This window comes from Streptomyces sp. NRRL WC-3605 (assembly GCF_001509795.1).
GTDB lineage: Bacteria > Actinomycetota > Actinomycetes > Streptomycetales > Streptomycetaceae > Streptomyces > Streptomyces viridochromogenes.
Genome location: NZ_LLZN01000062.1, coordinates 80,338 through 100,116, shown reverse-complemented (window position 1 = coordinate 100,116; position 19,779 = coordinate 80,338). Strand labels below are relative to the sequence as shown.

The window sequence follows — 19,779 nt, the reverse complement described above, 5'->3', positions numbered from 1 at the left end:
TGTGGAGGTACGCCGGGCCGTCCGCGTACACCAGGCGCGGTACGCCGGTCAGTCCCGGGCGTCGTCGGGCAGGGTCACCAGCCAGCGGGTGGTGCGGCGGGGGCGCAGGTACAGGGCCCAGTAGAGGGTGGCGACGGCGGTGATGCCGCCGGTCCACGCGAGATGGACGGGTTCCTGCTGGGTGAGGATGTAGCCGAGGACCACGATCAGCACGACCGGCACCGCGGGCCACAGCGGCATCCGCCAGGCCGAGGTGTGGCGGTGGTGCCCGCGCCGGGCGAGCAGAGCGGCGACGGCGACGAGCAGGTACATGCCGGTGACGGAGACGCCCGTGACGCCGTACAGGGTGTCCAGGTTGACGAAGCACAGGGCCGCGCCGGGCACGCCGACGGCGAGGGTGGCGACCCACGGGGAGCCGAAGCGGCCGAGGCGGGCCAGGCCCTCGTTGACGGGCCGGGGCCACGCCTTGTCGCGGGCCGAGGCGAACAGCACCCGGGAGTTCTGGATGACCATGACGATGCCCGCGTTGATGATCGCGAGGGCCACGCAGAGGCTGACGAAGGTTCCGACGGCGGAGTTCGACCAGGCGGTGACCATGGCGGAGAGGTCGCCGCCGGTCAGTTCGGCGACGTCCGAGGCGCCCAGAGTGATGGCGACGACCGGCACCAGGATGATGACGGTCGAGATGGCGAGGGTGGCCAGGACCGTGCGGGCGACGTTGCGGCGCGGGTTCTCCAGCTCCTCGGAGAGGTAGACGGCGGTCGAGAAGCCCTGGGTGATGAACAGGGCGATGGCGAGCCCGGAGACGACCAGCAGCGCCGTCACCGTGTCGGTGCGGCCGTCCGCGCCGGCCACCTCGAGGGAGGCGAGGCTCGCGGGGCCGCGCTCGGCGTGGGCGAAGCCCAGGACGGCCACGACGGCCGCCGCGATGACCTCCAGGACCAGGAAGACCCCGGTGATCCAGGCGTTGGCGCGCAGGTCGAGCAGGCCGGCGAGGGTGGCCAGCAGCATGACGCCGGCGCCGGTCAGGGCGGGGTCGAGGTGCGCGATCGGGGCGAGGTAGTCGGCGGTGCCCATCGCGATCACGGGCGGTACGACCATGACGACCAGCAGGGACAGCACGAACACCAGCCAGCCCGCGAGGCGCCCGGCGAGCGTGGACACCATCGCGTACTCGCCGCCGGCGCTCGGGATGAGGGTGCCGAGCTCCGAGTAGCAGAAGGCGACGGCGACGCACAGCAGGGAGCCCACGGCGATGGTGAGGGCCGTGGCGGTGCCGAGCGAGCCGAACAGGTCGGGGACCACCACGAAGAGCGTGGACGCGGGGGTCACACAGGAGAGCGTGAGCAGCGTGCCGCCGACCACGCCGATGGAGCGCTTGAGCTGCCGAGGACTGTCCGACGCCTCGACGGCGGGGGCCTCGGCGGGGGTGAGGGTGTCGGTCACGAGGGGGATGCAACATCGACGGAAACCGTCACGTCAATGGGTGTCCTGCTACGGAATCAGTTGTCCGCGATCATGATTTCGCGCGTTAACGTCGCGTCAAGCCCTACGCCCGTACGGGATCCGCAGGTGCGGGAACCGCAGCGGACCGGGACAGAAAAACGGGGCCGTCCGCGATGCGGACGGCCCCGGGGGCCGCGTCAGTGGTTGCGCGGGAAGCCCAGGTCGACGCCGGTGGGGCCGTCGGCCGGGTCGGGCCAGCGGGTGGTGACGACCTTGCCGCGGGTGTAGAAGTGCGTGCCGTCGTTGCCGTAGATGTGGTGGTCCCCGAAGAGGCTGTCCTTCCAGCCGCCGAAGGAGTGGTAGCCGACCGGCACCGGGATCGGCACGTTCACGCCGACCATGCCGGCCTCGACCTCCAGCTGGAAGCGGCGGGCGGCGCCGCCGTCCCGGGTGAAGATCGCCGTGCCGTTGCCGAACGGCGAGGCGTTGATGAGGGCCAGGCCCTCCTCGTACGTCTCGGCGCGCAGCACGCACAGGACGGGGCCGAAGATCTCGTCCTGGTACGCCTTCGCGGACGTGGGCACCTTGTCGAGCAGCGAGATGCCGATCCAGTGCCCGTCCTCGTAGCCGTCGACGGTGTGGCCGGTGCCGTCGAGCACGACCTCGCAGCCCTCGTCGGCCGCGCCCTTCACGTAGGACGCCACCTTGTCGCGGTGCACGGCCGTGATCAGCGGGCCCATCTCGGAGGTGGGGTCGTCGCCGGGACCGATCTTGATCTTCTCGGCGCGCTCGCGGATCTTCTCCACCAGTTCGTCGCCGATCGCGCCGACGGCGACCACCGCGGAGATGGCCATGCAGCGCTCGCCGGCGGAGCCGTAGGCGGCCGACACGGCGGCGTCGGCGGCCGCGTCGAGGTCGGCGTCCGGCAGGACCAGCATGTGGTTCTTGGCGCCGCCGAGCGCCTGGACGCGCTTGCCGTTGGCGGATGCGGTGGTGTGGATGTAGCGGGCGATCGGGGTCGAGCCGACGAAGGAGACGGCCTTGACGTCCGGGTGCTCCAGCAGCCGGTCCACGGCCACCTTGTCGCCGTGGACGACGTTGAAGACGCCGTCGGGCAGACCCGCCTCGGCGAGCAGTTCGGCGATCTTGATGGAGGCCGAGGGGTCCTTCTCGGACGGCTTGAGCACGAAGGTGTTGCCGCAGGCGATGGCGATGGGGAACATCCACATCGGGACCATCGCCGGGAAGTTGAACGGCGTGATGCCGGCGACGACACCCAGCGGCTGCCGGATCGACGACACGTCGACGCGGCTGGCGACCTGCGTGGACAGCTCGCCCTTGAGCTGGACGCTGATGCCGCACGCGAGGTCCACGATCTCCAGGCCGCGCGCCACCTCGCCGAGGGCGTCGGAGTGCACCTTGCCGTGCTCGGCGGTGATCAGCTCGGCGATCGCGTCGCGGTTGGCGTCCAGCAGCGCCCGGAACTTGAACAGGATCGAGGTGCGCTGCGCCAGCGAGGACTGGCCCCAGGTCAGGAACGCCTCCTTGGCGGCCGCGACCGCCGCGTCCACCTCCTCGACCGAGGCGAAGGCGACCTTCGTGGTGACCGCGCCGGTCGCCGGGTCGGTGACCGGCCCGAACGTGCCCGACGCGCCTTCGGCGGTCTTCCCGCCGATCCAGTGGTTGACGATCTTCGTCATGCCCGGTTACTCCTTCACAGATGGCGGCGTCGGGAGGACACGTGCCGTTCGTACAGCTCGGGGGCCTTCACCGCCGACGCTCCGGTCGCGGTCTCGGCCACAGGTACATCCCACCAGGCCTGCGCGGGTGGCGGGCCCGACACAGTGTCGGCCGTTTCGGTCTCGACGTAGACACATGTGGGAGTGTCGGCGGCGCGGGCCTCGGCGAGCGCCGCCCGCAGATCCCGTGCGGTGCTCGCGCTCACGGTGTCCAGGGCTGAGGGGGTCAAGGGCCGCGTCCTCCCACGAGTCCATGATGCGGGTCGGGGACCTCCGGCGCGGGGCCGTAGCGGGCGGGGAGTCATCGCTCGCTCTTCGCTCCTGCCAAAGCAAAGCGGCCTCCCGCGCCGGAGGCGTCGGTGGGCCGGCGCCGCGAGGGGCGGGCCGGCGGTCGTGCTGGCCGGACCGTGCGTGCTTCCGCGCTTGTGCGCGTCTGCACGGCTGTGTGTCTGTGCGTCTGCGCGTCTGCGGGGCACGGGCGTCCGGCCGGTCGTCAGGGCGGGCTCACAACAGCCCCACGGCGGTGTGAACGGCCGTGTCCACCGTGGCGGCCACGTCGCCGTCGGCCGGGTGGAGCAGCGACCGTCCGGCCGTCACACCGCGCAACGTGGGCAGCCGCAGGGGCGCCCCGCCAGTTCTCGTATGCCCGGTCCTGGTGCTCGCCGACCTCGCCGCCGGGCAGGGTCCGGCGGTCCGCGGCCTCGGAGGCGGCCCGCGGGTGCCGGGCGCGCGGCCGGACGGGCTCGGCGACGACGACGCTCACCGGACGGCCCCCGCGGCGAGCGCGGCCTCGATCTCGCCGGTCGTCGGCATGGCGGAGGAACACTCCAGACGGGAGGCGACGATGGCGCCGGCCGCGTTGGCGTGCCGCATCACCGTCTCCAGGTCCCAGCCCTCCAGCAGGCCGTGACAGAGGGAGCCGCCGAACGCGTCACCGGCGCCGAGCCCGTTGAGGACCGTCACGGGCAGCGGCGGCACCTCGGCCCGGCCGCCGTCCCGGTCGACGGCGAGGACGCCCTTGGGGCCCTGTTTGACGACGGCGATCTCGACCCCGGCGTCCAGCAACGCGCGGGCGGCGTCGTCGGGTTCGCGGACGCCGGTCGCCACCTCCACCTCGTCGAGATTGCCGACGGCGACGGTGGCGTGCTTCAGCGCCTCGGCGTAGAACGGGCGGGCCGCCTCCGGGTCCTTCCAGAACATGGGGCGCCAGTCGAGGTCGAAGACCGTGACACCGGACTTGGCCCGGTGGGCGAGGGCCGCGAGCGTCGCCGTCCGGCTGGGCTCCTCGCTCAGGCCGGTGCCGGTGACCCAGAGGACGCGCGCGTCGCGCAGGGCGTCGAGGTCGAGCTCGTGGGCGTCGATCTCCAGGTCGGGGGCCTTGGGCTGCCGGTAGAAGTACAGCGGGAAGTCGTCCGGCGGGAAGACCTCGCAGAACGTCACGGGCGTGGGCAGTCCGGGGACCGCGGTGACCCAGCGGTCGTCGACGCCGAAACCCTGGAGGGCCTCGTGGAGGTAGGTGCCGAAGGGGTCGTCGCCGGTACGGGTGATCAAGGCCGTCCGGCGGCCCAGGCGGGCGGCCGCGACCGCGACGTTGGCCGCCGAGCCGCCGAGGAACTTGCCGAAGGACGTGACCTGCGACAGCGGGACGCCGGTCTGCAACGGGTAGAGGTCCACTCCGATCCGGCCCATGGTGATCACGTCGTACGCCATCGGTGCCCTCGGTCTCCCTCGTCACGAGCAGCGGTCGCGGGTCGCGGCGAGGCGGCCCTCCACGGCTTTCTAGCCCGCCCCGGGAAGCATGTCAATGTTTTGTCCAGACATTCGAACGAGGGTGCCGTCGGGCAGGGTTGGGACACCGTCCGTGAACCGCCGGGGTTGTCAACGCGCCACGCCGACGCGCCCGCATACGCCTTTGCTGCACGCCTGTCACAAAGACCACCCCCGTGTCACGCATGTCGTGCGTACGCGGGACCTGCGTCACACCCGGCGCACAGACCCTGCCCGCCGTCACGGAGCGTCGTTGACCGGACACAGGCTTGTGAACGCCAGGCGCAGCGCCCGGTCCCCCCGACGGCCGGCCCCCGGTCGCCACCGCGGCGCGCGCGAGGAGGTGCCACCGATGACCGACCGAAGGCTCTGGTCGTACAAGGAGATCGCGGCGCACATCAAGGTGCAGCCGGACACCGTGCGCTCCTACCGCAAACACGGACTGCTGCCCCCGCCCGACCACGTGGAGGGCGGCAAGCCCTTCTGGTACGCCGACACCGTCCGCGCCTGGGTGGCCTCACGACCCCGCAACCGGGGCCTGAGGCCGGACTGACCCACGAAAAACCACCTGTGCCCCACCTGACCCGTGGGGCACAGTCGTGCCCATGAGCGACTTCTCCGTCAAACCCGTGCTCACCGGCGAACGGACCGTGCTGCGGCCGTTCACCGAGGCCGACGCCGCCGTCATGGCGGAGATCATCGAGGATCCCGACGTCGTCCGCTTCACCGGCGAGCCCTCAGCCGAGCTGACGGTCGAGCGGCTGCGCGACTGGTACGGCTCGCGGTCCGCGCAGACCGACCGTCTCGATCTCGCCGTCACCGACCGGGCCACCGGCGAACTCGTCGGCGAAGTCGTGCTGTTCGAGTGGGACGCGCGCGCCCGCGGCTGTACGTTCCGCACACTCATCGGGCCGCGGGGACGCGGGCGGGGGCTCGGCACGGAGGCCACCCGTCTGATCGTCGGCCACGGCTTCGAGCAGCTCGGTCTGCACCGGATCGAGCTGGAGGCGTACGGCCACAACGCCCGTGCCCTGCGGGTCTACGAGAAGGTCGGCTTCGTACGGGAGGGCGTGCGGCGCGAGGCCGACTTCCGGGACGGCCGGTGGCTGGACTGGGTGCTGATGGCGATGCTCGAGCAGGAGTGGGCGGCCCATCGCGGCCACCCGGGTCTCCCCGACGACCGCTCGCTCAGCGGGTCCGGCTCCACGGGTCGATGACCGTCACCCCGGCGCCCGGCGCCGCTCCCATGGCCTCCAGCGCGTCCGGCACGCCGTCCAGCGGGATCGTCGACGTGACCAGCAGATCGGGCCGCAGCACACCGGAGCGCACCAGCTCCAGCATCGGCGGGTAGTCGTGGGCCGCCATGCCGTGGCTGCCGAGGATCTCCAGCTCCAGGGCGATCGCGCGGGCCATGGGGACGGGGGTCGTGCCGGACTCCGAGGGCAGCAGGCCGACCTGGACGTGCCGGCCGCGGCGGCGCAGCGAACCGACGGAGGCCGCGCAGGTGACCGGGGAGCCGAGGGCGTCCAGGGAGAGGTGCGCGCCGCCGCCGGTGAGGTCGCGGACGGCCGCCGCGGTGTCGGGGACGCCGGACACGTCCAGGCACTCCGCCGCGCCGAACTTCCGGGCCAGGTCCAGGGCGCGCGGTGAGACGTCGACCGCGACGACCCGGGCGCCGGAGGCCGCCGCGATCATCACCGCGGACAGGCCGACCCCGCCGCAGCCGTGCACGGCGACCCACTCCCCCGCCGCGACCCGGCCCTGCCGCACGACCGCCCGGAACGCGGTGGCGAACCGGCAGCCCAGGGAGGCCGCCGTCGCGAAGGACATCTCCTCGGGCACGGCGACGAGGTTGACGTCGGCGTGGTCCAGGGCGACGTACTGGGCGAAGGAGCCCCGGTGGGTGAAGCCGGGTTGGGTCTGCCGCTCGCACACCTGCTGGTCGCCCGCCGCACACGCCCCGCACGATCCGCAGGCGCAGACGAACGGCACGGTGACCCGGTCGCCGGGCCGCCAGCCGGTCACCCGGTCGCCGACGGCCTCGACCACCCCGGCCAGTTCATGCCCGGGCACGTGCGGCAGCGTGATGTCCGGGTCGTGCCCCTGCCAGCCGTGCCAGTCACTGCGGCACAGCCCGGTCGCCTCGACCCGCACGGTCACGCCGTGCGGCGCGGGGGCCGGGTCGGGCACGTCCCGCACCTGAGCCGGCTCCCCGAACCGCTCGAACACCACAGCGCGCATCCCCGGCTCCTTCGGCCCCTGGATCGTGTCCACGAAGTCCCGCTCCCCGGCGGGTCCGCGTCACGCTATCCGCGTGCGGTCACCTTGTCCCGCGCCTGGTCCGGCTCCTCGACGGCCGTCCCGCCCGCCTTGGCCCCGTCCCCGCCCGCCGGGGTGCCGTCCGATTCGCTCACGCCGAAGCGCTCGTGGAACCGTCGCAGCGGTCCCGGTGCCCACCAGGTCGCCCGGCCCGTGAGCCGCATGACGGCCGGCACCAGCAGACTGCGGACGATCATCGCGTCCATCAGCACCGCCAGCGCGATCCCGAGGCCGAGCATCTTGGTGTTGGTCACCCGGGAGGTGCCGATGGCGACCATCACGACCGCGAGGATCACGGCGGCGGCGGTGATCAGACCTCCGGTGCGCTGGAGTCCGTGCCGGACGGCCTGCTCGTGGTCGCCGGTCGTGTCGTACTCCTCCTTGATGCGGGACAGCAGGAACACGCCGTAGTCCATGGAGAGCCCGAAGGCGACGCAGAACATCAGCACCGGCAAGGTCGTCTCGATCGAGCCGGGGCTGGTGAAGCCCAGCAGGCCGGACAGGTGCCCGTCCTGGAAGACCCAGACCACCGCGCCGAACATCGCCGTGAGACTGAGCGCGTTGAGCACCACGGCCTGGAGCGGGATCAGCACGCTGCCGGTCAGCAGGAACACCAGCAGCAGGGTGACGACGGCGATGAAGGCGACCGCCACCGGCAGACGCTCGGCTATGGCGTCCTTGGAGTCGACGAGGACCGCCGCCGCCCCGGTCACCTTGGTGTCGAACGGCGCCGGTGCGGCACGCAGCTCGCCCACGAGGGTCTGGGCAGGGTCGTCCACCGCCTCACCCTTGGGCAGCACGGTGAAGTACGCCGTCTCGCCCCGCACCAGCGGCCCGTCGACCCGGAGCACCTGCCGCAGCTCCGAGATCCGCTCCTTGTACGCGGTGTACTCGGCCGGGGTGGCCCGCCCCTCGGCGAGCACCTCCAGGCCGCCGCCGGGGCTGCCCGGGAACCCGTCGCGGATGTGCTGCTGGACGACATGGGACTCGGCGCTGGACGGCAGCTGCCGGTCGTCGGCGGTGCCGAACTTCACGCCCAGGAAGGGCAGCCCGAGCAGGACCAGCACCGCCGTGGTGCCGAGGGCGAAGAAGGGGGCGCGGCGCATGACGACCCGTGCGGTGAGGGCCCATGCCCCGCCCTGAGGGCGCGCGGTGTCCTCGGCGGCCTCCGGCCGGCGTCCGCGCCGGAAGAGGCGGCGCAGGTCGAGCGCGTCGACCCGGTGCCCGAGCAGGATCAGGGCCGCCGGGAGCAGGATCAGCGCGGCCGCCGCGGCCAGCAGGACCACGGCGATACCGGCGTAGGCGAAGGACCGCAGGAAGTACTGCGGGAAGACCAGCATCGCGGCGAGGGAGACGGCGACCGTGAGCGCCGAGAACAGGACGGTGCGCCCGGCGGTGCGCAGGGTGGTGCCGACCGCCGTCAGCGGTTCCGCACCGGCGGCCAGTTCCTCCCGGAAGCGGCGGACGATGAACAGGGCGTAGTCGACGGCGAGTCCGAGGCCGAGGGCCGTGGTGAGGTTCATGGCGAAGACCGACACGTCGGTCAGCTCGGTGAGCCCGCGCAGCACCGCGTTGGTCCCGAGGATCGCGACGATGCCGATGCCGAGGGGCAGCAGGGCCGCCACCGCACTGCCGAAGACCATGACGAGCAGCACGAGGGTGACCGGCAGGGCGATCATCTCGGCCCGGATCAGGTCCTCCTGGATGGTCGTCTGCATCTCGTGCCGCACGGCGACCGGGCCGCCGACGGACACCTGCACCGGGCCGTGCGCGCCGCGCAGCTCCGGTGCGATGCGGTCCAGGGTCTCGCCCATCTGCTTCTCGTCGCCGGTGATGCGGGCGGCGATCAGCGCCTCGTGCCCGTCCTCGGCACGCAGGGCGGGGGCCGCGGCGGCGTCCGCCTTCCAGTAGGAACCGACTCCGACGACGCCCTTCTCGCGGGCGAGACGGGAGGTGAGGTTCTCGGCCTCGGCGGCGACTCCGGGGTCGTCGACGGAGGCCTCGCCCGCGTCCACCAGGAGCAGCAGGTTGGGCTGGGAGGCGGGGAACGCCCGCTCCAGGGCCCGGGTGGCGTAGGTGGACTCGGCGTCCGGGTCCTCCCAGCCGCCGCTGCCCAGGCGGTCGGCGACACCGCTGCCCGCCAGCACGGCGAGCGCGGTGACCACCAGGGCCACCAGCAGGGACAACCGGGGCCGGGCCGTCACGAAGCGGGTCCAGCCTCCGACCCGGGGTGAGCTGTCGGCGTCCTTCATGGTGCGGTGTCCCCTTCACCCTGATCCGGCTTGCGCAAGGAGGGCAGCATGGAAGCGTCACTGCCATAGACTGGCAAACACGAGCGATCGCTCGCGTTTCTAGAATGCGAGCGGTGACTCGCGTTTGTCAATCGCGTTCGGAAAGCTGGGGATGACGCGTGTCCGCCAACCGGGAGAAGGACGGCCCGCAGAGCCAGGAGGGCCAAGCGGGCCAGGACGGCCAGGACGGCCAGGAGAAGGAGCAGCCGCGCCGCCGGCAGGCCCGCGGCGAGCGCCGTATCGCCCAGCTGCTGGAGGCCGCGGCCGCCGTCTTCACGACCACCGGCTACTCGGCGGCCAGCACCAACGCCATCGCCCGTGAGGCCGGCGTGTCACCGGGGACGCTCTACCAGTTCTTCCCCAACAAGGAGGCGATCGCCATCGAGCTGGGCGGGCGCCTCATGCGGCAGATGCGCGAGACGTACGGCGAGGCGCTCGCGCCGGTCGACCCCACCACCTCCCTGGAGGAGGCGGTCACCGCGGCCGTGGACCGGTTCATCGCGTTCAACTGCGAGCACCCGGTGTTCTTCACCCTGATGCACGGCCCGGACGTCCCCGGCCGGATGGCGGAGGAGCACGACGCCCTGCACGCGACGCTGCTGGGCCGTATCGAGGCCCTGCTCTCCTCGCTGCTGCCCGACGCGGACCCGGCGGAGCTCAACCGCACCGCCCAGATGTGCCTGGGCCTGTACAAGACGGGCCTGGAGCTGGTGCTCGCCCACGAGGGCGCCGAGCGCGAGGCGTACGTACGGGAGCTGAAGCACGTCCTGATCCGCTACCTCGCACCGCTGGTCGGCGACCGGCTGGGCCGCGCGGGCACCCCGGGACCGGCGCCCACGGCGTGACGCACGCTCGGATCGTGACGCACCCCCGGTCATGACGCGCACCGGATCGTGACGCGACCCGCATCCCGGCGCGCCCTCGCATCCCGGCGCCTCAGCGCGGTACCCGTCGAACGCGCGTGCTGCACCGACAGGGCCGACCCGTCTTTGAGCAGTACCCCATAGGGGTATACGGTTGAAACCGGAAGGGGACCCTCGGACCCCCTCGGCCCCACACGCCTCGACGAGGAGAACGACATGACCGCCCAGACCGACACCACCGGTTCCGTCACCGCCGTCTACAAGGTGAGCGGCATGAGCTGCGGGCACTGCGAGGGGGCCGTCTCCGGCGAGATCTCCGAGCTGGCCGGCGTCAGCTCCGTGAAGGCCGTCGCCGCGACCGGCGAGGTCACCGTGGTCTCGGCCGCCCCGCTGGACGACGCCGCCGTGCGCGAGGCCGTCGACGAGGCCGGTTTCGAGCTGGTCGGCCGGATCTGATCCCGCCATGCCCCGCACCACCACCGGCGAACCGGCGATAACCGAGGCCCCGGCCACCTCCGAGGCACCCCCCGCCTCGGAGGTCGAGCTGCTCATCGGCGGGATGACCTGCGCGTCCTGCGCGGCCCGCGTCGAGAAGAAGCTCAACCGCATGGACGGCGTGACCGCCTCGGTGAACTACGCGACCGAGAAGGCGAAGGTCAGCCACCCCGCCGAGGTCTCCGTCGCCGACCTGATCGCCGTCGTGGAGCGGACGGGGTACACCGCGCACGAGCCGGAGCCGCCCCGGCCCGCACCCGAGGAGCCCGCCGCGGCTCCCGAGGGCACGGAGGACTCCGGGCCGGACTCCTACAGGCAGCGCCTGACCGTCTCCGCGCTGCTGTCCCTCCCGGTCGTCCTGCTGTCCATGGTCCCGGCCCTGCAGTTCGACAACTGGCAGTGGCTGGCGCTGACCCTCGCCTCCCCGGTCGTGGTGTGGGGCGGACTGCCCTTCCACCGGGCCGCGTTCACCAACGCCCGGCACGGCGCGGCCACCATGGACACGCTGGTCTCGGTCGGCACGCTGGCGGCGTACGGCTGGTCGCTGTGGGCCCTGTTCCTCGGCGACGCCGGCATGAGCGGGATGCGCGACGGATTCACGTTCACGGTGTCCCGCGGGGACGGCGCCTCCCAGATCTACCTGGAGGTCGCCTCCGGGGTGATCACGTTCATCCTCCTCGGCCGCCACCTGGAGGCACGGGCCAAGCGCCGCGCGGGCGACGCGCTGCGCGCTCTGATGGAGCTGGGCGCGAAGGACGTCGGGGTCCTGCGGGACGGACGCGAGGTCCGCGTCCCGGTGGACCGGCTGGCCGTCGGGGACCGGTTCGTCGTACGGCCCGGCGAGAAGATCGCCACCGACGGCACCGTCGTGGAGGGCGCGGCCGCCGTGGACGCCGCCCTGCTGACCGGGGAGTCGGCGCCGGTGGACGTGGGCGTCGGGGACGCCGTCACCGGGGCCACGGTCAACGCGGGCGGCCGGCTCGTCGTGGAGGCGACCCGGGTCGGCGCGGACACACGGCTGGCGCGCATGGCGAGGCTGGTGGAGGAGGCGCAGAGCGGCAAGGCCGAGGCGCAGCGGCTCGCCGACCGGGTCTCCGCCGTCTTCGTGCCCGTGGTCATCGCCCTCGCGGTCGCCACCTTCGGCGTCTGGTTCGGCGCCACCGACGACACGGCGGCCGCGTTCACCGCCGCCGTCGCGGTGCTGATCATCGCGTGCCCGTGCGCGCTGGGCCTGGCCACTCCGACGGCCCTGATGGTCGGCACGGGGCGCGGCGCCCAGCTCGGCATCCTCATCAAGGGCCCCGAGGTGCTGGAGTCCACGCGCCGCGTCGACACCGTCCTGCTGGACAAGACGGGCACGGTCACCACGGGCCGCATGACGCTCCAGGGCGTGTACGCAGCCGACGGGGTGGACGAGGAGACGCTGCTGCGGCTCGCGGGAGCCGTGGAGCACGCCTCGGAGCACCCGGTGGCCCGCGCGGTCGCCGCCGGCGCCGAGGAGCGGGCCGGACTGCTGCCCTCGGTCGAGGACTTCACCAACGTGCCCGGGAAGGGCGTCCGCGGGCGTGTGGAGGGCCATGAGGTCGCCGTGGGGCGCCTCGCCGAGAACACGACGGCCCTGCCTCCCGAACTGGCAAGCGCGGCCGAGGAGGCCGAGCGGGAGGGCCGTACGGCCGTCGTGGTCGGCTGGGACGGGGTGGCACGGGGTGTCCTCGCGGTCGCGGACACCGTGAAGGAGAGCAGCGCCGAGGCGGTACGGGCCCTGCGCGCGCTGGGACTCACCCCGGTACTGCTGACCGGGGACAACCGGCGGGTGGCCGAGTCGGTGGCGCACACGGTCGGTATCGATCAGGTGATCGCGGAGGTCCTGCCGGAGGACAAGGTCGAGGCCGTACGGCGGCTCCAGCGCGAGGGGCGTTCGGTGGCCGTGGTCGGCGACGGCGTCAACGACGCGGCCGCGCTCGCCACCGCCGATCTGGGCCTGTCCATGGGCACGGGTACGGACGCGGCGATCGAGGCGAGCGATCTGACCCTGGTCCGTGGCGACCTGCGCGTGGCGGCGGACGCGATCCGGCTGTCCCGGCGGACGCTGGCCGTCATCAAGGGCAATCTGGTGTGGGCCTTCGGCTACAACGTCGCCGCGCTGCCGCTGGCCGCGGCGGGGCTGCTGAACCCGATGATCGCGGGGGCGGCGATGGCCTTCTCGTCCGTGTTCGTGGTGACCAACAGCCTGCGTCTGCGGACGTTCCGGTGAATTCGTAGGAAGAACCCCCCCGGACCCCCCTGGAGTCCGGCGCCAGGCTCACATAAGCTCTTCACAAGGCTCACGCATCATCCTTACGCTGGAGTCCCGGTCTCCGTATCGGGTCTCTTGCGTATCTAACGGACATATGCAAGAGACGCAGATCACAGTGACGCGAACGTAACCATCGAAGGGGTTCGAAGGTCTAAGTTGGCGATGTCAGGCGGCGTCTTGGGGGGCGCCCACTGACATCTGAGGATGTCTTGGGGGACTTCCTCAGAGTTGCGTTGCCGGGGCACGCATCTCGGGAAGCTTTGAGCGGCCCTCCCGAGCGTGCGCTGTCCCGGCAGACCGCACAGAACAACCGCATACATGAGTACGTCGAGTTCTGCTCATTGTGCTCAACAGCGATTCAGGCGCTGTCCTCACAGACGCCCGGCCGGATCCCGTGGGGGGAATCCGCACCGGGACATGGGAAGGCGCCCTGGACGTCGGCCCGTGGGGGGACCGCCGCCAGGGCGCCTTCTTCTATGCCGCGCCTCTTGTCGCCGGCCCCGGCCTCCGGCCTACCCCCCTCGACCTTTCGCCCCCCGCCCCTTGCCCCGGCGTTCCGCCCCCGGCGTCCTGTCCCCGTGACGCACGGAAGCCCCGCACCCGACCCGAACGGCCGGACACGGGGCTCCAGGAAGCGGAGGGGGCGGCTCAGCGCTCCTCGACCGGGACGAAGTCGCGCTCGACGACGCCCGTGTAGATCTGGCGCGGGCGGCCGATACGGGAACCCGGCTCCTTGATCATCTCGTGCCACTGGGCGATCCAGCCCGGCAGGCGGCCGAGGGCGAACAGGACCGTGAACATCTCGGTCGGGAAGCCCATGGCCCGGTAGATCAGGCCGGTGTAGAAGTCCACGTTCGGGTAGAGGCTGCGCGAGACGAAGTAATCGTCGGAGAGCGCGTGCTCCTCCAGCTTGAGCGCGATGTCCAGCAGCTCGTCGGACTTGCCGAGAGCGGAGAGGACGTCGTGCGCGGCAGCCTTGATGATCTTGGCGCGCGGGTCGAAGTTCTTGTAGACCCGGTGGCCGAAGCCCATCAGGCGGACGCCGTCCTCCTTGTTCTTCACCTTGCGGATGAAGGAGTCGACGTCGCCGCCGGCGTCGCGGATGCCCTCGAGCATCTCCAGCACCGACTGGTTGGCGCCACCGTGCAGCGGGCCCCACAGGGCGTTGATGCCGGCGGAGATCGAGGCGAACATGTTCGCCTGCGACGAGCCGACGAGGCGGACCGTGGAGGTCGAGCAGTTCTGCTCGTGGTCCGCGTGCAGGATCAGCAGCTTGTCCAGCGCCGAGACGACGACCGGGTCGAGGTCGTACTCCTGGGCCGGCACCGAGAACGTCATGCGCAGGAAGTTCTCGACGTAGCCGAGGTCGTTGCGCGGGTAGACGAACGGGTGACCGATCGACTTCTTGTACGCGTACGCGGCGATCGTCGGAAGCTTCGCGAGCAGCCGGATCGTCGAAAGGTTGCGCTGCGTCTCGTCGAACGGGTTGTGGCTGTCCTGGTAGAAGGTGGACAGCGCGGAGACGACCGACGACAGCATGGCCATCGGGTGGGCGTCGCGCGGGAAGCCCTTGTAGAAGTTCTTTACGTCCTCGTGCAGCAGGGTGTGCTGCGTGATGTCGTTCTTGAACGTCGAGAGCTCGTCGACCGTCGGCAGTTCGCCGTTGATCAGCAGGTAGGCGACCTCCAGGAAGGTGGAGTGCTCGGCCAGCTGCTCGATCGGGTAGCCGCGGTAGCGGAGGATGCCCGCCTCGCCGTCGAGGTAGGTGATGGCGGATTTATAGGCGGCCGTGTTGCCGTAGCCGCTGTCCAGCGTCACCAGACCGGTCTGGGCGCGGAGCTTGCCGATGTCGAAGCCCTTGTCGCCGACGGTGCTGTCGATCACCGGGTAGGTGTACTCGCCGTCGCCGTACCGCACTACTACAGAGTTGTCGCTCACGTCTTCCCTCACCGACGTTGTGCCTCATCTTCGAGGTTGCCCTGACTGTCTCTACCCTCCCCCATTCGGCTCAGGAGAGTGCACTCGGGGTCGACCATTGGGCCTATTGGCGGCACTGAGTGCCGCCAACCTGCCATCCTGCCCCCTGTCTTGCCCATCCGGAAGTGGTCTGTGACCTTCACGACTCATTTGATCGATCATTTTTTTCACGGCCTTACGAAACCGCTGGTCAGGGAAGCGTCCGCAGGAGGCCCGGACGGCGCGTTCAGCTGCCCGCGAGCCGGAAGTCGAGGGCGGTGCAGCGCCGCCCCGCCGACACCGTGCGGACCGCCTGCCCGATCGCCTTGCGCGAGCCCACGAGGACGACCAGGCGCTTGGCACGGGTCACCGCCGTGTACAGCAGGTTCCGCTGGAGCATCATCCATGCTCCGGTCGTGACGGGGATCACCACGGCGGGATACTCGCTGCCCTGGGAGCGGTGGATCGTCACCGCGTACGCGTGCGCCAGCTCGTCCAGCTCGTCGAAGTCGTACGGCACCTCCTCGTCCTCGTCCGTCAGCACCGTCAGGCGCTGGTCGACCGGGTCGAGCGAGGTGACCACGCCCACGGTGCCGTTGAAGACGCCGTTCTCCCCCTTCTCGTAATTGTTGCGGATCTGGGTGACCTTGTCTCCGACGCGGAAGACCCGGCCACCGAAGCGCTTCTCCGGCAGGTCGGGGCGGCCGGGCGTGACCGCCTGCTGGAGCAGGCCGTTGAGCGTGCCCGCCCCGGCCGGTCCGCGGTGCATGGGGGCCAGCACCTGCACGTCCCGGCGCGGGTCGAGGCCGAACTTGGCCGGGATGCGGCGGGCCGCCACGTCCACCGTGAGCCGGCCGGCCTCCTCGGTGTCGTCCTCCACGAAGAGGAAGAAGTCCTTCATGCCGTCGGTGACCGGGTGCTGTCCGGCGTTGATCCGGTGCGCGTTGGTGACCACCCCGGACTGCTGGGCCTGGCGGAACACGCGTGTGAGCCGGACGGCCGGGACGGGGCTGCCGTCGGCGAGGAGATCCCTGAGCACCTCGCCCGCGCCGACGCTGGGCAGCTGGTCGACGTCCCCGACGAACAGCAGGTGGGCGCCCGGCGGGACGGCCTTGACCAGCTTGTTCGCCAGCAGCAGGTCCAGCATGGACGCCTCGTCGACCACGACCAGGTCGGCCTCCAGCGGCCGGTCCCGGTCGTACGCGGCGTCGCCGCCGGGCTTCAGCTCCAGCAGGCGGTGGACGGTGGACGCCTCGGCGCCGGTCAGCTCGGCGAGGCGCTTGGCGGCCCGGCCGGTGGGGGCGGCCAGGACGACCCGCGCCTTCTTCGCGCGCGCCAGCTCCACGATCGATCGGACCGTGAACGACTTGCCGCAGCCCGGCCCGCCGGTCAGGACGGCGACCTTCCGGGTCAGGGCCAGCTTCACGGCGGCCTCCTGCTCGGGCGCGAGGTCGGTGCCGGTACGGCCCTTGAGCCACCCGAGCGCCTTGCCCCAGTCCACGTCACCGAAGCCCGGCATCCGGTCCTCGTCCGTCCGCAGCAACCGCAACAGCTGGGCGGACAGGGACAGTTCCGCCCGGTGGAACGGCACCAGGTAGACGGCCGTCACCGGCTCGGCGGCGCCGTCGGGGCCCGGCACCTTCTCCCGTACGACACCGGGGTCCGAGCCGTCCTCCGGGACCTGCGCCAGCTCGGCCAGGCAGTCGATGACGAGGCCGGTGTCGACCTGGAGGAGCTTCACCGCGTCCTTGATCAGCTGCTCCTCGGGGAGGTAGCAGTTGCCCTGGTCGGTGGCCTGCGACAGGGCGTACTGCAGACCGGCCTTGACGCGCTCCGGGCTGTCGTGCGGGATGCCGACGGACTGGGCGATCCGGTCGGCGGTGAGGAAGCCGATGCCCCAGACGTCGGCGGCGAGGCGGTACGGCTCGTTCTTCACGACGGAGATCGAGGCGTCGCCGTACTTCTTGTAGATGCGCACGGCGATGGAGGTGGACACCTCGACGGTCTGGAGGAAGAGCATGACCTCCTTGATCGCCTTCTGCTCCTCCCAGGCGTCGGCGATCTTCTTCGTCCGCTTGGGCCCGAGCCCCGGAACCTCGATGAGCCGCTTGGGCTCCTCCTCGATCACGCGGAGGGTGTCCGTGCCGAAGTGCTGGGTGATGCGGTCGGCGAAGACGGGCCCGATCCCCTTCACCAGGCCCGAGCCGAGGTAGCGACGGATGCCCTGAATGGTGGCGGGCAGCACGGTCGTGTAGTTCTCGACGTGGAACTGCTTGCCGTACTGCGGGTGCGAGCCCCAGCGGCCCTCCATCCGCAGCGACTCCCCCACCTGCGCGCCGAGCAGCGCGCCGACGACGGTCAGCAGGTCACCGGCGCCCCTGCCGGTGTCGACGCGGGCGACCGTGTAGCCGTTCTCCTCGTTGGCGTAGGTGACGCGCTCCAGCACGCCTTCGAGCGTGGCGAGCCGCCGTTCCCCTCCGGCCGGTGCGGACTGGTTGGACATGATCCGACGGTACCCGTGGGGTGTGACAGTCCGGAGGCTGTCCGGCCACGGCCGGGTAGGCTCGCGCGCACGACAGCGCGACGGAAGGCGGGCACCGGTGGTACGCGACCTCTACAACGTCCGGTTGCTGCCCGGCGAGGAGACCGTCTCGCCCCTGACGGACGACGAGGAACGGCGCTACCGGGCGCTCCTCTTCCGCGAACTCGGCAACGAGATCGCCGACAAGGGGTACGCCCGCTACCCGGCGTACACCGTGGAGGACCGCCGCCGCCTGGTCGACGTGGCCCACCACCTCAGCGCCCACTGGGGCCTGCGGGTACGGGTGGAGGCGGAGGACCTGACGCGCGTGCGGCTCTTTGTGCCGGGCCACGGGACGTCTCCGACGGCACTCCCGACGGACTTCAGCTCTCCTTGAGCCCCGCGAGGAAGCTGGCGAATGCGGGGGCCGGGAAGGTGAGGGTGGCCCGTTGTGGGTCTTTGGAGTCGCGGACGGCCACACGGGTGGGCGAGTGCGCAATCTCCACACACTCGTTGCCGTCATCGGGACCTGAATAGGATGACTTGCGCCAGTTGTCCATGCGTATCACAGCTCTTTCACCAGTCGGTTGATGAAGTCACGTGACCGTTCCTCGTCGAGCGATACCGCCTCCACCTTACGGAAGCGCATTCGAAAGGCGTTGAGTTGCGCTTCGGAATCAATGAAAGCCGAGCCATGCGGCACGTCGCGCACCACCGTGTCCAGCTTCCGCACAGGGCCGCCCACGTACGACATGCTGCTCGCTGCCCGGGCGAAGCCGTCCAGGTCGAACGGAATGACGCGTACTGAGATGTTGTCCTTCTCGGACAGCTCGAGGAGCTTCGCGAGCTGCGCCTTGGAGGCGGCTCGATCACTCACTCGGATTCGCAGGGCGGCCTCATGGATGACCAGTTCGTACGGCATGCTGATGTCCTGGCTGGCCATGCGGTGGCGGACGCGCAGTCCCAATTCCTCTTCCGCGAGTTCTGGGACCCTGCCCGAGAAGACGGCACGGGCGTACGCCTCGGTCTGGAGCAGTCCGGGCACGTACAGGACAGCCACATCTCGCCGGAACACGGCATGGTGGTTCAGCTCGGAGAGGTCGAGGAACGACGTCGGCAGCCGACCGCGGTACTCCTCCCACCAGCCCCGCGTCCGGTCCGTCGCCATCGCGACCAGCGCGTCGACGAACTCCTCGTCCGTGCAGGCGTAGTGCGCCGCCAGCCGGCGTAACCGCTTTTCGCTGACGCCCGCGAGGGCGGACTCGATGTGGGTGATCTGGGCCGGGCTCACCCCCAGTAGGGCCGCCGCCTGGCGTGACGTGAGGCCCGCCGCTTCGCGAAGTCGGCGCAGTTCCGTCGCCAGCCGCATCTGCCGTGCTGTTGGTTCGCGCCTCAAAGCCTCGACCGCCCTCTGGACCAACGCGCCCTCACGGGCGACTCGTTCGGGGTCAGATTACGCGACAGGCTTGCCCCGTCTCTAGATTTATATCTACCGTCAGTGACGTAGCGAACACTTTGCGAAGCCGACCCCCGGAAGCGCACCGCTCCGCCATGCCCTGGCGGATGCGGCAATGACACCGAGGCCGCTCACACGATCCCCCCTCACCGAAACGGACTTCCGCATGCCCGAGAGCGCCCCCTGGGAGTACTCCCTCCACCTCCCCAACGACCTCCGCGCCGTCACCGTCAGTCGTCGGACCCTGCGCCTGATCCTGACCATGCACGGGCTCATCCGACTCGTGGACGTCGCCGAACTGCTCGCCGCCGAGCTGGTGTCCAACGCCGTACGGCACACCAAGGGCCCTGCCGCCCTCCGCGTGCGCTGGGCGCCTCCCGGCACCCTGCGGATCGGCGCCTGGGACGCCGATCCCGAACCCCCGCAGCCGCCCCGCGCGTTCGCGCTCACCGCCGACGACGAGGACGGGCGCGGTCTCGCCCTCGTGCGGGCCTGCGCCGACGTGTGGGGGTGGCAGCCCTCCGCCCGGGACGGCAACCGGGGCAAGTACGTCTGGTGCGAGCTGGCGGCGGGGTGAGCGCCGTAAGAAATGCAGTTGCCCGCGAGCCAGAACACAACCGATGCTCGACG

The 19,779-nt window shown here is 71.3% G+C and carries 16 protein-coding genes and 2 pseudogenes; 7 read left to right on the top strand and 11 right to left on the bottom strand.

All coding sequences use genetic code 11. The annotated features are described in order from the left end of the window. Positions 1–48: 48 nt before the first annotated feature. The 5 genes and pseudogenes from ADL34_RS20285 to iolC all read right to left on the bottom strand — a co-directional run bounded on the left by ADL34_RS20285 (position 49) and on the right by iolC (position 4,895). Positions 49–1,446, bottom strand: a complete 1,398-nt coding sequence (locus tag ADL34_RS20285; RefSeq protein WP_062670136.1) for an APC family permease — start codon at positions 1,444–1,446, stop codon at positions 49–51. Between the two features lie 197 nt (positions 1,447–1,643). Next, positions 1,644–3,146: a CoA-acylating methylmalonate-semialdehyde dehydrogenase gene (gene mmsA / locus ADL34_RS20280; protein ID WP_062670137.1), complete on the bottom strand. Its 1,503-nt coding sequence runs from the start codon at positions 3,144–3,146 to the stop codon at positions 1,644–1,646. 14 nt (positions 3,147–3,160) lie between these two features. Continuing rightward, a pseudogene (locus ADL34_RS20275) lies at positions 3,161–3,385 on the bottom strand (3D-(3,5/4)-trihydroxycyclohexane-1,2-dione acylhydrolase (decyclizing)); the annotation flags it as partial. A gap of 304 nt (positions 3,386–3,689) precedes the next feature. Then, a pseudogene (locus ADL34_RS34955) lies at positions 3,690–3,873 on the bottom strand (Cgl0159 family (beta/alpha)8-fold protein); the annotation flags it as partial. Positions 3,874–3,944: 71 nt separating this feature from the next. Continuing rightward, positions 3,945–4,895: a 5-dehydro-2-deoxygluconokinase gene (iolC, locus tag ADL34_RS20270; RefSeq protein ID WP_062670141.1), complete on the bottom strand. Its 951-nt coding sequence runs from the start codon at positions 4,893–4,895 to the stop codon at positions 3,945–3,947. 409 nt (positions 4,896–5,304) lie between these two features. Here iolC and ADL34_RS20265 point away from each other — a divergent pair, with 409 nt between their 5' ends. Both ADL34_RS20265 and ADL34_RS20260 read left to right on the top strand, forming a co-directional pair. Continuing rightward, positions 5,305–5,505, top strand: coding sequence for a helix-turn-helix transcriptional regulator (locus tag ADL34_RS20265; RefSeq protein ID WP_062670143.1), 201 nt, complete (start codon positions 5,305–5,307; stop codon positions 5,503–5,505). 52 nt (positions 5,506–5,557) lie between these two features. Continuing rightward, positions 5,558–6,169: a GNAT family N-acetyltransferase gene (locus tag ADL34_RS20260; protein WP_062670145.1), complete on the top strand. Its 612-nt coding sequence runs from the start codon at positions 5,558–5,560 to the stop codon at positions 6,167–6,169. On the opposite strand, the gene ADL34_RS20255 is transcribed toward ADL34_RS20260, so the two are convergent. Both ADL34_RS20255 and ADL34_RS20250 read right to left on the bottom strand, forming a co-directional pair. Next, positions 6,141–7,193, bottom strand: a complete 1,053-nt coding sequence (locus ADL34_RS20255; protein WP_062670147.1) for a zinc-dependent alcohol dehydrogenase family protein — start codon at positions 7,191–7,193, stop codon at positions 6,141–6,143. The two genes, ADL34_RS20260 and ADL34_RS20255, sit on opposite strands and share 29 nt — an antisense overlap. Positions 7,194–7,258: 65 nt before the next feature. Further along, complete coding sequence (locus tag ADL34_RS20250) at positions 7,259–9,523, bottom strand: MMPL family transporter (RefSeq protein ID WP_062670149.1); 2,265 nt, start codon at positions 9,521–9,523, stop codon at positions 7,259–7,261. 278 nt (positions 9,524–9,801) lie between these two features. Between ADL34_RS20250 and ADL34_RS20245 the strand changes: the two genes are divergently transcribed. The 3 genes from ADL34_RS20245 to ADL34_RS20235 all read left to right on the top strand — a co-directional run bounded on the left by ADL34_RS20245 (position 9,802) and on the right by ADL34_RS20235 (position 13,174). Continuing rightward, complete coding sequence (locus ADL34_RS20245) at positions 9,802–10,407, top strand: TetR family transcriptional regulator (protein ID WP_062670287.1); 606 nt, start codon at positions 9,802–9,804, stop codon at positions 10,405–10,407. A gap of 234 nt (positions 10,408–10,641) precedes the next feature. Next, complete coding sequence (locus ADL34_RS20240) at positions 10,642–10,881, top strand: heavy-metal-associated domain-containing protein (RefSeq protein ID WP_062670151.1); 240 nt, start codon at positions 10,642–10,644, stop codon at positions 10,879–10,881. Positions 10,882–10,888: 7 nt separating this feature from the next. Beyond that, complete coding sequence (locus ADL34_RS20235; RefSeq protein WP_062670153.1) at positions 10,889–13,174, top strand: heavy metal translocating P-type ATPase; 2,286 nt, start codon at positions 10,889–10,891, stop codon at positions 13,172–13,174. A 690-nt stretch (positions 13,175–13,864) separates the two neighbouring features. Here the strand turns inward: ADL34_RS20235 and ADL34_RS20230 are convergent. After that, entirely contained in the window at positions 13,865–15,154 is a 1,290-nt protein-coding gene (locus ADL34_RS20230; RefSeq protein ID WP_062670155.1) for a citrate synthase, read from the bottom strand. 265 nt (positions 15,155–15,419) lie between these two features. After that, the gene (locus ADL34_RS20225; RefSeq protein WP_062670157.1) at positions 15,420–17,675 is read right to left on the bottom strand and encodes an ATP-dependent RecD-like DNA helicase; all 2,256 of its coding nucleotides are present in this window, start codon (positions 17,673–17,675) and stop codon (positions 15,420–15,422) included. A 97-nt stretch (positions 17,676–17,772) separates the two neighbouring features. On the opposite strand from ADL34_RS20225, the gene ADL34_RS20220 reads away from it, so the two are divergent. After that, positions 17,773–18,090 (top strand): hypothetical protein, encoded by a 318-nt coding sequence (locus tag ADL34_RS20220; protein ID WP_062670159.1) that lies wholly within the window; start codon positions 17,773–17,775, stop codon positions 18,088–18,090. Here the strand turns inward: ADL34_RS20220 and ADL34_RS34950 are convergent. Beyond that, on the bottom strand, positions 18,077–18,253 hold the full coding sequence (locus ADL34_RS34950; RefSeq protein ID WP_079034296.1) for a DUF397 domain-containing protein: 177 nt from the start codon (positions 18,251–18,253) through the stop codon (positions 18,077–18,079). The genes ADL34_RS20220 and ADL34_RS34950 overlap by 14 nt on opposite strands. Before the next feature lie 5 nt (positions 18,254–18,258). Next, the gene (locus ADL34_RS20215) at positions 18,259–19,062 is read right to left on the bottom strand and encodes a helix-turn-helix domain-containing protein (RefSeq protein WP_062670161.1); all 804 of its coding nucleotides are present in this window, start codon (positions 19,060–19,062) and stop codon (positions 18,259–18,261) included. A 253-nt stretch (positions 19,063–19,315) separates the two neighbouring features. On the opposite strand from ADL34_RS20215, the gene ADL34_RS20210 reads away from it, so the two are divergent. Beyond that, complete coding sequence (locus ADL34_RS20210) at positions 19,316–19,726, top strand: ATP-binding protein (protein WP_062670163.1); 411 nt, start codon at positions 19,316–19,318, stop codon at positions 19,724–19,726. Positions 19,727–19,779: the final 53 nt, after the last annotated feature.